8 protein-coding genes and 3 pseudogenes are annotated in these 14,580 nt (G+C 69.2%); 2 read left to right on the top strand and 9 right to left on the bottom strand.

The features are described 5' to 3' along the window. Nucleotides 1–57: 57 nt before the first annotated feature. Nucleotides 58–1,251: a phage portal protein gene (locus BKE41_RS26115; protein ID WP_012321873.1), complete on the bottom strand. Its 1,194-nt coding sequence runs from the start codon at nt 1,249–1,251 to the stop codon at nt 58–60. Nucleotides 1,252–1,281: 30 nt separating this feature from the next. On the opposite strand from BKE41_RS26115, the gene BKE41_RS26110 reads away from it, so the two are divergent. Beyond that, nucleotides 1,282–2,259 carry a hypothetical protein gene (locus BKE41_RS26110; protein ID WP_071000300.1) on the top strand — a complete coding sequence of 326 codons (978 nt, stop codon included), beginning with the start codon at nt 1,282–1,284 and terminating at the stop codon, nt 2,257–2,259. A gap of 580 nt (nt 2,260–2,839) precedes the next feature. Here BKE41_RS26110 and BKE41_RS26105 read toward each other — a convergent pair. The 5 genes and pseudogenes from BKE41_RS26105 to BKE41_RS26095 form a co-directional block, all read right to left on the bottom strand. Beyond that, nucleotides 2,840–3,655, bottom strand: a pseudogene (locus tag BKE41_RS26105) (ATP-binding protein); the annotation flags it as partial. A gap of 226 nt (nt 3,656–3,881) precedes the next feature. Then, nucleotides 3,882–4,019: pseudogene (locus BKE41_RS30930) on the bottom strand (IS5/IS1182 family transposase); the annotation flags it as partial. Continuing rightward, nucleotides 4,015–4,296 (bottom strand): hypothetical protein, encoded by a 282-nt coding sequence (locus tag BKE41_RS31795; protein WP_043074888.1) that lies wholly within the window; start codon nt 4,294–4,296, stop codon nt 4,015–4,017. The pseudogene BKE41_RS30930 and the gene BKE41_RS31795, both read right to left, overlap by 5 nt. 328 nt (nt 4,297–4,624) lie before the next feature. Beyond that, nucleotides 4,625–4,864 (bottom strand): annotated as a pseudogene (locus BKE41_RS30565) (transposase); the annotation flags it as partial. Between the two features lie 610 nt (nt 4,865–5,474). After that, a complete protein-coding gene (locus BKE41_RS26095) occupies nt 5,475–6,566 on the bottom strand; it encodes a mechanosensitive ion channel family protein (RefSeq protein WP_236962057.1) in 1,092 nt (363 codons plus the stop codon). A 1,367-nt stretch (nt 6,567–7,933) separates the two neighbouring features. On the opposite strand from BKE41_RS26095, the gene BKE41_RS26090 reads away from it, so the two are divergent. Next, nucleotides 7,934–8,662, top strand: coding sequence for a hypothetical protein (locus BKE41_RS26090; protein WP_043074887.1), 729 nt, complete (start codon nt 7,934–7,936; stop codon nt 8,660–8,662). Between the two features lie 186 nt (nt 8,663–8,848). Here BKE41_RS26090 and BKE41_RS26085 read toward each other — a convergent pair whose 3' ends face one another. From BKE41_RS26085 to BKE41_RS26075, 3 genes are all read right to left on the bottom strand, one after another. Next, nucleotides 8,849–9,670: a hypothetical protein gene (locus BKE41_RS26085; protein ID WP_071000299.1), complete on the bottom strand. Its 822-nt coding sequence runs from the start codon at nt 9,668–9,670 to the stop codon at nt 8,849–8,851. Between the two features lie 1,392 nt (nt 9,671–11,062). Then, a complete protein-coding gene (locus tag BKE41_RS26080; protein WP_133250924.1) occupies nt 11,063–14,032 on the bottom strand; it encodes a hypothetical protein in 2,970 nt (989 codons plus the stop codon). Further along, a complete protein-coding gene (locus BKE41_RS26075) occupies nt 13,971–14,423 on the bottom strand; it encodes a hypothetical protein (protein ID WP_127992109.1) in 453 nt (150 codons plus the stop codon). Before BKE41_RS26075 ends, BKE41_RS26080 begins: the two co-directional genes overlap by 62 nt. Between the last annotated feature and the right edge of the window lie 157 nt (nt 14,424–14,580).

The raw sequence follows: 14,580 nt of genomic DNA, 5'->3' as shown, positions 1-14,580 counted from the left end.
GGGATCCTCGGGTGGGCCGGTGAGGGGACGTCCGCAGCCGACGCGGAGACCCGCGCCTCAGGGAGTGCCCGGCGCCGGCGGCATCGCGGGCGGGTAGCCGACGGCCTCCCGCTTCTCCGCCACCGACAGGAAGTCCGCGGCCTGGACCCGGCGCCACAGGGATTCCCGCTCGCCGGCGAGCGCCTCGATCCGGTCGAGGTCCGGCTCCAGGTCGATCGCGCCGAAGGCGGGCTCCAGCCAGCCGGCCAGCGCCTGGGCGGTGCGGGCCGCGAGGGGGACCAGGGTCTGGCGGTAGAGGGCGCGGTTGGCCTCAGCGTAGTTGGCGTGGGTGTTGTCGCCGGGGAGGCCGAGCAGCAGCGGCGGCACGCCGAAGGCCAGGGCGATCTCCCGGGCGGCCGCGTCCTTGGCCGCCACGAAGTCCATGTCCCGCGGCGAGAGCGCGAGCGGCTTCCAGTCGAGGCCGCCCTCCAGCAGGAGCGGCCGGCCGGCATTGGCGGCGCCCTGGTAGTTCGCCTCCAGCTCCGCCTTCAGCCGGTCGAATTGCGGCTCGGACAGCGTCGCCCCGGCGAAGACGAGGGCGCCGGACGGACGGGCGGCGTTGTCGAGCAGCGCCTTGTTCCAGGCGCTCGCGGCGTTGTGGATGTCGAGGGCCGCGGCCGCCGCCGCGATCGGGGCGAGGCCGCCGGTCTCGTCCTCCGGGTGGAACAGCGCCAGCGCCAGGATCGGCGCCACGGCGGTGCCCGGCTCGGGGAGGTCGAACCGGCGGCTGCGCCCGCCCGCCGTGTACAGGTAGGCCGCCGGCCAGCCGTCCGGGCCCGGCAGCGCCCGCATCCGCCCGGGCCGCAGGGCCTGGAGCGCGGCGACCCGCCCGTCGAGGCTCACCGCCTCCAGATAGGCCGTGCCGGTGAGCAGGAGGTCGGCGTAGAGCGTCTCCAGGAGGTGCGGGCCGCTCTCCCGGGGGTTCGGCCGCGCCAGCAGGGCCAGCAGGTCGCCCGCGCGCGCGGCGCCGGGGCCGGTGGCGATCAGCGGCAGGCTCGCGGCGCTCTCGGCGACGAGCCGCACCGCCCGGTGGACCACCGGGTTGGCCTGGTAGCCGGCCCGGGCGAGCGCCGCCGGATCACGGGGCGTCCAGCTGGCCCGGCCCTCGGCGTAGAGGGCGAAGGCCGGGGCCGCGGCGGCCTTGGTGGCGAGGGCCGGGCCGCCGACGGCGCGGCGCGCCACCCGCGCCAGGCGTTCGAGGAGGGTCGACATGCCGGTCCGTTCCTGAGCTATGGTCACGCGATGCAGCCCCGGATCCCCACACGGCCCCAGGCGCGGTTCCGGGCGCGCGCCCGCGCCGCCCGTCTCGGCGGCCTCGTCGCGGCGCTCCTCGCCGCGCCGGCCCGGGCGGCGGATGCGCCCGCCCCCGTGCCCCTGTGGCCGGAGCCCGACGGGACGCTGATCCTGGCGCACCCCTTCGGCCGGTCCGAGATCAGCCTGCGCCTGTCCCGGCGGGTCGCCGGGGCGGTGGACACGCTGACCTGGGACGGCGTCACCTTCCTCGCCGACACCGAGCCCGGCGACGCCCTGCAGGCGCGGGCGGAGGTCGGGTCAGGCGCGGGCTGCCGCCGTGCGAGCGAGGCCGGCACCCCGCAGGACGGGACCGGCGCGCCGGCGGCCCGCCGGCTCCGCGCCCTGCGCACCGGCCGGAGCTGGGCCGAGACCGAGACCCGCATGGCCTGGGACGGCGCCGCCGACCCGGCCGACGAGCTCCCCTCGGACTGCCCGACCGCGCCCGCGAGCCCCGCGATCCCGGCCCCGATCCTGCGCAAGCGGGTCGCCCTCGGCCTGCCGGGCCTCGGCAACGCCGTGGAGGTGCAGACGAGCTTCGTGCTGGCCGAGCCCGCGGCGGCGCTCCGCCTCGAACCCCTCGCCGCCGCCGTGCCGGCGGACTTCTCCGCGGCCTGGCGCTTCGACCCGGCCACCGGCGGGATCGCGCCCCTCGACCCCGGAGCGGGGGAGCGGCCGGACCCCGTGATCCTGGCGACGCCGGAGGGCTCGCACGCCCTCGCGGTCTGGGCGCCGGGCCCGCCGGAGCAGGAGCCCGACGCGCCGCGGCCCGCATTCGCGATCGCCCCCGAGGCCGGGGCGAACCGCCTCAGCTGCCGCTTCCGGCTGGCGAAGGCCGCCGCCGGCGCGCACGACTTCGCCTGCTACGCCCTGGTCGGCGCCCTCGCCGACGTCCGGGCGGCCCTGCGGAGCCTGACGGCGCCCCCGTGACGGCCCCGGCACCCGCCCGTGCTGGAACGTCCGGACCGACGAACCGACGGCGGCTCCGATGGACGGGAGGCAGGCCCTCGAACTCGCGGTCTTCGTCGTCGCGCCCGTCCCCTTCCCCCGCTGCGGGATGCGAGCCGCGCGGCGCTCGCGGCGCGCCCAGGGCTCCCGCCCCTCCGGAGCCGGCAGCTTTGCTTCGGGCGCCGGCGGCGCCTGCGGCGGTGGCGGCGGCGATGGCGGCGGCGGGGGCGACCGGGCGCTCGATCGGGCTCCCGGCGGCCAGGCACGCCGATGTGCCGGCGTCGGGCACCGATGACCGGTCAGGATTGAGGGTCCGCCCGCGGCGCCCCGGAAGGACGGCGCGGATCATCCCGACAAATCCGCCGCTCAATCTGCCCGTCGCCGCCGCGCAATAAGGAGAATTACGGTGGGGATTCCCAGCACAGGACCGCGTGCCGTGGCCTGATCGCTACAGATTTGGCGCACGACATTGTGTATACAGCATGCAGTTCGTTCCAGAGACCACGAACCGACTCCGGCGCGCTTCTCCCGAAGCGCGCCGAATTGTTTCGGGCCCTCCCCGTCAGAGCCGCCGGATCCGCGGCGCGGCCCGGGGCTCCAGCATCAGGTGCGTGAGCGCCCAGACCAGGGCGTCGAGGCGGTCGGGCGACGCCCCGCCGGACAGCCCGTCCGGCCCGAAATCGCACAGCTCGTCCTCCAGCGCCGGGAAGGCGCCGACATGGTGGACCAGCCCGCGGGCGTAGAGCAGCGAGACCGGCTCGGCGCGCAGGTACTTGCCCCGCGTGGCGTGGACGCGGGTGACCGGCACGGCCGGGTCGCACTGGCCCAGCACGGCGGCGGCCATCTCGCCGCCCTGGTTGACCTCGACCACGAGGGCGTCCGCCCGGAGCCGGTGGTAGAGCGCCAGCGCCGCGGCCGCCCAGGCCTGCGGGGTGGCGCGGGCGAGGCTCGCGTCGGCCAGCACGTAGGCGTGCCCGCCGGCGCGCCCGGCCGCCACGATCCCGCAGGCATCCGAGCGCGCGCTCGAGGCGGCGGGCGGGTCCACCGCCACGACGATCCGGCCGAGATCGGGGGCGGCGGCGATCCGGTCCGCCTCCAGGGCGGCGCGCGTCCACAGGGCGTCGTCCCGGTCGGCGATGAGTTCGCCGTCGAGTTCCTGCCGGCCGAGCCGCGTGCCGGCGTAGCGCCCGACCACCTGCTGGAGGAAATCGGGCGCGAGATGCGCGGCGTTGTCGTGGGTCCGGGCGCGGCTCACCACCGTGCGCGGGTCGGCGAGGAGGCGGCGGATCAGCGGTACCGGCCGGGGCGTCGTCGTCACGAGGTTGCGCGGCCGGGCGCCGAGGCGCAGGCCGAACTGCAGCATGTCGAAGGCCGCCTCGGTGTAGGGAGTTGGAAAAAACTGCCCCCGGCGGCTGACAAATTCCCAATGCCAAAAAGGGGTTAGGCAAAACCCTGTTTAAATTACACACCCCCGTCCCGCGGAAAAAGCTACCCATCCCACGAATATGATCAGAATAAATTGCCCCGGCGCGTCAGACCCCGCGGCAAGGCGCACGAAGTTGTACCGCGGCGGCCATCCGGCTCCTTAGAGTCCGTCCGAGAAGTCAGGCTGATCGGGCGAGGCGCCTGACGAGGATCATGACGGCTGCGGCGTAGAGGAAGGCTCGTGCGGAGGCGAGTGTCGCTTCCGGATCCTTCCAGAGGCGTCGATTGCGGCTGATCCAGGCGAAGAACCTCTCAACGGTCCGCTGTACAACGTTGCCCTCTGCGAGCGTCGGCCTGATCCGGCCCGCTCGGGGGTGGTGGCACGCGGAAGACGATCTCGATGTGGCCATCATCGATCTCGATGCGCCGAACCATGAGACGAAGAACATCGCGCTTGGCCGTCCAGTCCAGAACGTTGAGGCTCTCGCGCACGCGAGCGGAGAAGAGCTCCAACTGGCCAACAATCAAGGTCAGTTCGCGCTCGGCTTCGCTCGCAGCCCGGATCTCCTCGCGCTGCTCCTCCAGTTGCGCCACCCGACCCCCTCAGATCGGCGATGCGCGGCTCGAACTCGCTCCGTTCGATCACGCCCTCAGCATAACCGTCGATGAGCCGACCGATCCCGCGCCGGAGTGTGGCGATCCGGCGCTCCGCCTCGCCCAAGTCCGCGGCACTGCCCACCCTGGCGCTCACCGCAGCTAAGCGTTGCTGGTATTCGTGGGCCACCCGCGCGGGATCGTTCAAGATGGCCTCGACCTCGGTCCAGACAGCGCGCTTAAGGCGATCGCTGCGGACGGGCCGGTTGGTGCAGACCGGCTTCCCATCGAACCGATGGCCGTCGCTGCCGATGCAGCGATAGGCACCGTAGCCGAACGTGGTCGAGCGCGGCGGCAGATCCTTGGGGATCATCCGCCAAGAGATCCCACCTCTCAGAACGTAGAAGATGGCGTTCAGGACCTCCCGTGTCGTCCAGAGCGGAGGCCGACCACAGGGCGCCGGCCTCGGCATCAGTGGCGCGATCACCGCCCACTCGGCGTCGGTCAGTTCGGTTTCATAGCGAAGGCCCACGCGGCTATGCTGCCGCCGGGTGGTCGGGGTCCACATGGCGCTTCCAAGTCAGGCTTCAGCACCCCCCTGGAAGCATCGCCATCCCGGCCACTCAACCCCGCTTCAGACCCTTACCGGACGGGCTCTTAGGGGCGCGGTGCTATGATCGTGTCCAGCGCATGCCCGGCCAGCGATTGATCTCACGTTCCTTCAAGGCAAGGTAGACCGGATGCATGATCCAAGATAGCCATAAGTGCTCCGTTCCGACAGCTTCAATCACTCTTCAAATCCAGACAGCGACGGAAGCGGCTGGCGCGCATGCGATCCCATGCATCTAACACCGGATCGAGAGGTTTCATGGCCGGGGACGATCAAGTTAAACCGGCTGATGCACAACTCAAGGTCAATATGGCGTCGGGATCGTGGTCGTTCCTCAAAGCGCAGGCTGGCCGGTCCGTTGGCTACATAAGCCAAGCATGGGAATCGGCGGTGCTCCCATCCGAACTTCCGTCGTGTCACGGGTGGTCGTGTAGCTCGCGGGGGTGGGGGGCATCGGCGAATGCCGGGTAAGGTTCGGCTGCGAGCACCTGCCTCAAACCTAGAGCCCCCGATGATTGACGAGATGATGAGCGTTCGCGGCGTGTTGGTGAAGTGCGCCGACGCCGAACTACTGTGCCGGGGCGCAGCCTGCTGACTGTGTTGGACGGTCACGATCGATTCGGAGCCATTCCGTCCTATACCGCGGCAGCGCGCTGGGCAGCTCGGCCTGCAGGAAGCCGACCATCTTCTCCCGGACTTCACATCGCAGATCCCAGGCCTGCGAAGCATTGCGAGCGCTCATCAGCATTCGAATTTCAATCACGTTCTCTCGCACGTCTGAGACCTGGAGATTCACGACCTTTCCGTCCCAGAGATTTGATTGCGCGGCGATCTCTGCAAGCTTTTTCCGCATGGCTGGGATTGGCGCGGTGTGGTCGACGTAGAGGAAAGCGCTTCCGATGAGCGACGAACCCTCGCGCGTCCAGTTCTGGAATGGCTTTTGAATAAAATATGTCAGTGGCACGACAAGCCGACGCCAATCCCAAAGCCTAACAACCACGTACGTCGAGTTGATTTCCTCGACCCAACCCCATTCGTTCTCAACGATGACCGCATCTTCGATCTTGATAGGCTGCGTTATCGCGATTTGGATTCCGGCAACGAGGTTCGAGAGTACCGGCTGCATCGCTAGACCGAGGATCAGGCCCGCGGCTCCCGCCGAGGCCAGAAGGCTTACGCCGTATTGCCGCACGGGCTCGAACGTCATCAGGCACACGGCGACCGTAATCAACGCCACGAGCGTCACGGCCGCGCGTTCGAGGAGGCGCACCTGGGTGAAGTGCTTGCGCGCGAGAAGGTTGTCTTCAGCGTCGAGTTTGAATCGCCGCAGGTAAATGACGGTAGCGATGTGGATCGCGATGCAGCAGCACCAACCGGCGAGCGCAACGAAACCAACGAGCAGAAGATGGTTCACCAAGACCCGGACCTCCCGGGACACCGGTGCGACGGCGGAAGCGGCACCAACAGCGACGATGATGAGGCAGAGACGGGTGGGACCTTGCGTCCGTCGAACGAGTGAGCGCCAGAACAGGCCTCGGTCTTGAGACGCTCGTGTCAGGAAGCGATACGCGAACTGATGAAGTGGCAGCACAACAACAAAACATCCGAGAACAAGAGCGACACTCTGCGCCCAGCCCGGCAACCAACGCAGCCATCGCATAGCGTCAGTAAGCACAATATCCGCATGCTGCATCGACTCTCCACATCTTGTAAAATGAAGCGTGACGCGCGAGCGACGGGGAAGACGCTTCCGCTCGAACTGTCACCCTCGTTGCCTACCGACCGCGAGTGCCGTCGGTGTCGTCGGCCCCAGGACGCTCGACACCAATACGATCAACCGGTGAATACACGTCTCGGCAAACAGGCGTGACATATTGGACCGCCTTATCGGAAGATATAATCCGGCAAGTGATCGTAGTCATCGCGGCGACGGAACATAATGCTGCAGGACGGCGCGGACTGGCCGATCCCACCTCGCCCACGAACTGGACCTGCCGCGAACGCCAGGTTCCGGAGGCGAGACAGACGGCGGTCGCCTCGAATGTAGCCGACCGTCTGTTCGTCCTAGTGAGGGCGCGGCCGGTGTTGCCGCCCTCCTGCGAACGGGACGGCCGGCAGGAACGTGTTGGAGCGAGGACCGCGATGGAGGCCAAATCTCGCAGACCCGTGACTACCCCCTCGGAATGCGCGATCGCCGCCGGGAGGCGAACCATGGTCGCCTGCCCGACCCCAGTCCGGACCACCGCCATGGCCGCCACGCTCGAATGCGAGGGCGGCGGTCGCACTCGATACTGTCGCGACGAACATGAATGCGGCCGTCAAGTACTCGACAGTTTGTTTCATCATCTAAAACTCCGTGTCGGCTGCGGATTGTCTGGAGACGTTCGAAAGTTCGGATAAACGGACGCGGTCTGGCTCTCGAAGACTACGATAGCTGGGTGGCCGAGCACGGCAGGGCTCGGTATTTCTGAGCCGTTTTGCCGAGGCGTCGATCCTCCTCGGCCGTCTCCAGGGGGTAATCCTTGGCATATTCGGCGTCGGTCGAAAGCGCGACGATCAAGATAGATCGCGGGTTTGTCTCCAGATCCTCGCGATCGTGACAAAGTGTGTCTGACCGAACAATTCCGCCGTTGGCCCGAATCTATCAGTTACCCTTAGGTTGTCGCATCCATCTACACTCACGCAATATGCCCCACGATGCTCCGATCCCTTCGGAGCATTTGCATAATCGCCAAGAATGACCCGAAGCACTCTCAGTTTTGCCGAGGCGTGCGCGCAAGAGCGCGTCGAGGTGCTCACCTCGGTGCAGCGCCGGCCGCAGGACCACGCGAGAGAAGTTGCGCCTGGTCGAGCCGACGTATCTCCCCGGCCAATCCGTCTGGCTCGGTGATCGCGCCCGACAATGACGCATCAGGCGTCCGCGGCGTCAGCAGCTAAACTCTGAAGCTGCATGGCGCTTGCGCCGCCCTGACGTTTGTCCCTTGCATGATCAACCGCGAACCTCGCTGCGACACACAGGAGGTTCCCATGCCCATCGCCACAGAAACATGCGTCGCGAATGTCGAGATACACGAAACTCCTTTCGGGACGCGCCACGTCGCGGCCGCGTTCGGCGACGAGGTGTGGGTGAGCGTCGTCCCCTTGGATTCGCTGCCCTACACATTGACGGATAGGCCTTACCTGCGGCCGCACTCCCAAACGGTCATGTTCACCGTACTTCGGTCCGAGGACGGCAGCCGCGATGTGGTGCTGCGCCACAATCCCAGGAGGCGGCCGCCGGCGATCGACGCCGCGTTCAACCATGCGCGGGGGCTCGCGACCGCCTACGCAAACGATCATGCCGGCTACATGGACGAGCTGCGCGTGACCCAGCGAGACGAACGGCTCGCCGAGCTTGCGAGGCTCGTCGCCAATACACCGACGAGGAACGAGAAGTGGCTCACCGATGAGCTCAAGAGGAAAGCCGAGGGCAAACTAACGATGCTGCCCGAGGCGTGGCAGGAACTGATTCGCGGGACGGTGCCAACGCATCAGGGGCTGCTGGCCGCCCCTGAGCCGCTCGGTCCGCTGCTGCGCCGAAATTCGCCTGAAAACGAAATCGAAAAGCTGGTCTTCCAGGTTTGCGGGCACTTGGTCGGGATTCAGCGCATCGAACACCAGGAGGAGCAGATCAGGGCTAAGTACCTCGCCGAGGCCGAATCGTTGCGCGATGAAGCGGACCGAGAGGCGGTTCCGTCGGGTCCATCCCTTCCTTGATCTCGGCGGCTGCGGCGACCTGCTCCGCGACAGCACGCCCGAAAGCGTCCGAAACGCCGCGAGCGCCGCGCATCGCGACATTCGCGGGGTGGCTGACGGCCCCACGGCTACCCTGGACCGACGCGGGCTCGGAGGCCCGGTCGGCCCGACGATCGTGAGTCGCACTATCTGGGGGGGGCGTCGAGCCTATGCCAGGGGTTCGAGCGGCGTGACCGCACGGCCGGTTGCGTGGTGATCGGACAGCCGCGATTGAGCCCCGGTCTCCCCTCCCGCCGACGACCTTGGCGCCGGGAGGCTTCCGGCACGGCCGATCGCCAAGGAGTCGCTGATCTCGCCGTTGTGAGCGGCGACCATGACAGCCAGGGCGTGGGACAGTGCCGCCTGACTTGTATCGTCGGGGTTCCAGTCGTCGTGGAAGTACTGGCGTTCGAGCCAAGTGGCGAGATCGTCGGCGAGCGCGTCGACCGCCCTCGCGCCGCATGCGTGGCCATCCCCCACCCCCGGCACGCTGCGCGAGGCTGCCCCGCCACCCGCCCGAAGGGCTGTCTCCCGCCCCAGACGAACTGTGCCGCCCGCCCATCCGCTTCCGACGTCGAGATGCGCCTTCACCGTACGCAGTGCAAAAGCACTCGTCACGTGGAACGTCGCCCCGTCGGGGCGGAATGCCAATCCCGCCAGGGCACGGTCTATCGCGGATCTCGACGCCGAGCGCTGACGTTCGACCTCGCGTCTCAGGAAGGCGCGCCTATCTCCGGCATCGCCGGAGCCCGCGGTCGGCGCCGCCTGCCTGCCCCCGCCCAGGATCACACTGGAGGAGGCGATGCGTGCGCTCCCACGCTCCGTGATCACCGCGAGGGCGACGTGCCCCCTCCAATCGGGATCCGACCACCACGCCATCGTTTCCGGCGAGTCGATGTCACCGAGCGTTCGCGCGAACAGGTCGAAATGCGGCAGGGTCCCAGGCCTGGGATCCATGACAACCCCGCCCCCGACCGACTCCATCTGCATGTTCGCCTCCCGGACATCCTTCCTTCGGCACGATGCGGCGGCCCGGCTTAACGGACGCCTGAGCGGGGTCGGGTAGTCGATCCATTGGTTGACGAAACGTCGATGTCTGGCGTGGCTCGCGGCGTGGCATCCGTGGCCGACCGGCCGATCCGGCTTGGACCCACGACGACGCCTGGACGGCGACGGATACCCCGGTCTCGACGGCGACAGCGGCGTGGGGCCCACACGCAGCGGCAGCGTTTCGCCGCCCCTCGGTCGTGCCGTCCGCCATGGTCCCGAACGACGGCGGGCCCGCGATCTCGTTCGGCCGGGCGTTCGAAGGCCGTCCGCACTTTCCGCCACGGCGTCGAGAACGGGGGATCGATCGTGCGCGAGCGCGCGCGCCGCCGAGTCCGTTACTCGATCTCTGGCGGGCTCGGCGAGCCGGTGCCCCCCCGGGAAGTTCCACGGCGGCGTTCGCGCAACGCCACAGCGCCTCGTTCGCCGCGGGATCGCGCTCGATTCTCCCGAGATGGTCCACCGCGCAGTACATCGGCTCATCGTCAGCGTCGGGATGGCAGAAGGGCGGACCGACCTCCATGTCGCCATGCGTGCGGACCAGATAGGCGCTCGTGGATTTCTGTCGCAGAAGCGTCGCCAACTCTCCGGAAAGCGCCTCGACGATCTCGAATGCGCCCCAATCGTTGATCTCGACGAGGTCGCAATAGCACGACCCCTCGCCATCCTCGTGACGTCCATTCGGCGACGGGGTGGAGATACGTAACGGCAGCGTCACGGCATCGCTCCTCGTGGATCGTCGGGCTCGAATTGGCGGCGACTTCGCTCGGCTGGAGGAGGGAGATCCCGCGGCCCGGCGAGCGCGAAGCGTCATGCCGCCCGCACCGGTCGCGCACCCCAAGTTCGCCTAGGGCGAAGCCGCGACCGTAATGGGGATCAGGGACACGGACCCCGTCGCCGCGGGCGGTGTGGCAGGATCACAACCGTGACGGGGCCACAGACAGCATCGGCGCTCGCGGCGTCGCGCGAGGGCGTAGCGACGAGAGGTCGGCTTCACCCGTTGATAAGGCGCCACGATGTCAGGACGATCCTCGGCAGAGGACGATGCGATCCGGATCATCCAGGCGGCCGCACGCCGCGTGAACGGACGCGTCATCAAAGCGCGGCGCGGCCAGGCGAGAGCCCGCTTTGGCCATGACCACTCCGGGCCCCCGCTCCCGGCTCCGGGGACAAGGTGGGTTGGAGTCGGACTTGGACCCGCGACCGGAGCGTCGAGCGCGTCGGCTTCCGCGCCGGGGCCGACGACGTGGGCCGGGCTCGTGCTCGGGACTTCGGTCCGCCCGGACCGAGACGACGGAACTCGCCGACACGCCCGGGACCGCCGGATGGCGCCGCCTACCCGAAGACGAGGTGCTTCCGGTACCCGCGCCTGAGGAACAGGGGGAGCCAGGGTTGCCCGGCATAGGCGCCGGGACACCACAGCGCGGTGATCGCGTGCGAGGGGGCGCTGGTGGGCGTGACCATGACGCTGCCGATGCCGCCGTAGCCGACCGCGTCGGCCGCGAGCGCCGCGTCCGCCGCGGCGTCGACCGGAGCGTCGCCGTGCCTGATGGCCCGCAACAGGCCACGACCCACCTCGGCGAGGAATTCCCGCAACGGTCCCGACAGGATCGGGCTCGCCGGGATCAGTCGGTCGAAGACGACGTCGAGGTCGGCGAAGCCCGCGGACCGCGCGGTCTCGACGACGCGGGTACGCCCGGACTCGGTGCCGTGCACGAACATCAGCCTGACCCTGCCGGACCGCAGCAGCTCCAGCGTCCGGTCGCCGGGGGCGCTCATGTCGATGTTGCGCTCGCCCTGGATCGCGGCGGGCCATCGCTCGCGCGGGACGCCGGCCCAGTGCAGGATCTGGGCGCTGGCCTGGCCGCCGCTGGCGAACTGGTCGTCGACGAAGGCGACGCAGTCGGCCGGACCACCCGCCAGGCGGACCTCAAGCTCGGCCAGATTTCGGACAAAGCCGTGGCCGGCGCCGAGATAGGTGTCCCGGCGCTCCTGCTCCAGCGCGATGCCGGTCACGTTGCCGCTGTTCGGCGAGAAGCGGGCGAAGACGATTCCACCCTCACCCCGGGCCCGCGACGCGGCGGTCATCCGATCGAAGGCTTGCCCGACCGCGCCGCGGGTGATGATCGTCCCTTCCGCCAGCAGGGACAGCATCTCCGGACGCAGGCCGACCGGGAACTGGCGGACGAAGGCAGCCACCGATCCCGGGCTGACCTGCCAGCCCCCCTCCCCCCGGAACGTGGCGTAGCGCGCCGCGACGGTGCCGCACCGCGGCAGCAACCCCCCGTCGAGCGGCACGATCCGCTCGGCGGCCCCGAAATAGCCGGCGCGGGCGGCCGTCGCCATGTCGTCGAGCAGCCTGCCGTGGTCGACGCCCGTGCGCGAGCAGACCTCTTCCAGGCGCAGAAGCAGGCGCGGTCGGACGGGGAAGCCCTCCCGGGCGGAGCCGTCGCCCGTTGCCGCCCCGTCGGGGATCGACGACGCCATGGTCCCCGCGTGCAGGTCGTAGAGCACCTTCGTGCACGCGACCGCGACGTAGGGGAGCCATTCGCGGTCCGCGTGGACGTGGTCGACGCCGCGCCCGAGATTGTCCGCGTTGGACAGCTCCTCGGACTTCGTCCACTGGCCGCTGTGGCCGATCGAGTTCTTCTCGCGGACGAGCACCTCGTTGATCGGCTTGAGCTCGAAGCGCGGCGACAGGCCGACGTAGGGCTCGGCCGCGTTGGGCGCCGGGGGTACGAAGCCCGGGTCGACGCTGCGTCGGACCGCGATGGCCTCGCGGCGGATCAGGTCCCGCAGCTCCGCCAGCCGCCGCGGCCTCTCGACCGGGTCGACCGGCACGAGCTGGTCGAACAGGCGCCAGCACGTGGCGCGTCGGTAGACCAGTTCGAGGTCGGCCAGCGCGCCCCGGGCGTCGTGCACGTCCCACTCGCCCGCGTCGAACACGTCGCGCAGGCTCACGAACGGCTCGCAGGCGTCCCGGTAGATCACGAACGCCCGCTTCGGCAGATCCCGGGTGACCAGCCGGGCGGCGATCTGGCGCGAGCCCCGCTCGCGCGACAGGCGCGCCAGCAACTCGTCGTCGCCGTACCCGAACCACGTGAAGATGTCCCTGGGGTCCGGACCGGCGGTCGCGGGCGCATCGCGGATCGCCCCGTGGACGGCCTCGGACAGGACCTGCTCGGCGTTGCGCGTGAGCTGGTGCAGGTAGACGCGCTGGTAAAGGACCGCCTTGGCGTTGGCGAGCTCGTCGTAGGTGTCGATCCCCGACGAGTTGACGATGAAGTGCACGCCGGCGGAGAACCGGCCGCCTCCGGTCTGGCCGATGCGCGACCGGCTCAGGGCGAGTGCCTGGTCCTGCGAGATCCGGACCAAGGCCGAGTTCAGGAACACGCGTGACACGTCGACGCCCACCGGGATGCCGCATTGGCGGGCGTCGCGGTTCAGGTAGTCGATCTTGTCGGCGTCGACGGCGGCCCCGGAGATGAGGTTGGCCAGGCCGGGGTACCGGGGGTCGTGCGGCACGCCGCCGATGAAGCAGCAGATCTCGCGCAGCCGGCCATCGACGTCGTCGGCGCCGAGCACGCGCCCGTAGAACGCCCGGAAGCGGGGCGACAGGCAGACGGCGATCGACAGGCACTCGGAGAGGCCCGACTCGAACCCCTCCTCCCTGAAGCAAGCGATGAAGTCCTCCAGCTCCATCCCGCCGACCAGGAGGCCCGCCCCGGCGGAGAAGGCCGTCTCCCCCGCGTGCGAGAACGCGAGGTGACCGACGTCATGGAGCAGTGCGGCGTGGGCGAGGCTCCGTGCGACAGCACCGTCCGCCGACGGGTCATAGAGCTGGTACTCATCGTTGCCGGCCCGCAGGATCGGCTCCCTGCGCGCGGCGTCGCTGATGGATGCGACCAGCCGCTTCAGGACGTGCGTGACGCCCAGCGTGTGCGAGAACCGGCTGTGCTCGGCCGAGGGATAGGTCAGGAACGTCAGGCCGAGCTGGGATATCCGCCGCAGCCGCTGGAGCAGCGGGGAGTCGATGATGGCGAGCTCGTGCGGCTCGAAGTCCATCATGCCCCAGACCGAATCCTTGACGTACTTGCGACGGCCGCCGTGCGGCGGCGCGGTCAGCCGCTCCACGTAACCTCCGTCGAAGCCGAGGGCGTCGAGGGCGCCGTGCAGGGCCGGCCAGAAACCGGTCGCCGCGTCTAGCCTCTCCTTGATCCGCCTGACGCCCATGCCCGTCACGTCATCCGGCAGCCAGGTATCGGTCGACGCTGTCCCGGGCGAGATCAGACGTGGCGTCGTCAAGGCCGGCGACGATCCGGTCGGCCATCTCGGCCGGCAACTTGATCACGATGTCCTGATAGTACGGGTTGGGATGGTCCGTCAGGTACACCTGCTTGGCGCGCAGCAGCGTCTCGAAACGATCGAACGAGCCGATCGGACTGGGCCTGAAGACGTTCCTGATGTTCACGATCGAGCGCCTCAGATCCTTGTCCGCGGCCCCGTCCACGCCGGCGAACCCATCGAGGAACAGGTAGACGCGGTATAGGCCGTCCCGGACGTCGGGATCGTTCAACCTGACCATGTTGCGCCCACGCTTTATCAGGTAGGCGGCGAACGCCTCGATGAAGCCGTCGAGCGTTATGCGTGCCATCTCAGCCGACCCCGAATCGATCCCGACATGCGTGCCTGCCACGGAACATATCAAGAACTCCTTAACCAGCCATCGTGCACCGCGCCGCGGTCCGCGTCGGGCTTGGCAGGGCCAAGCCACCGAACCGACGGGCCTTGGCGCCCGAACGTCCGTTCTCGACCGCTGGGCTAGGACTCCGGCCCCGCGACATAACCGCAAC

Origin of the sequence: Methylobacterium sp. C1, from assembly GCF_001854385.1 — a bacterium.
GTDB lineage: Bacteria > Pseudomonadota > Alphaproteobacteria > Rhizobiales > Beijerinckiaceae > Methylobacterium > Methylobacterium radiotolerans.
Note: the sequence above shows the minus strand (reverse complement) of the source record. Positions and strands in the feature narration are given on the sequence as shown.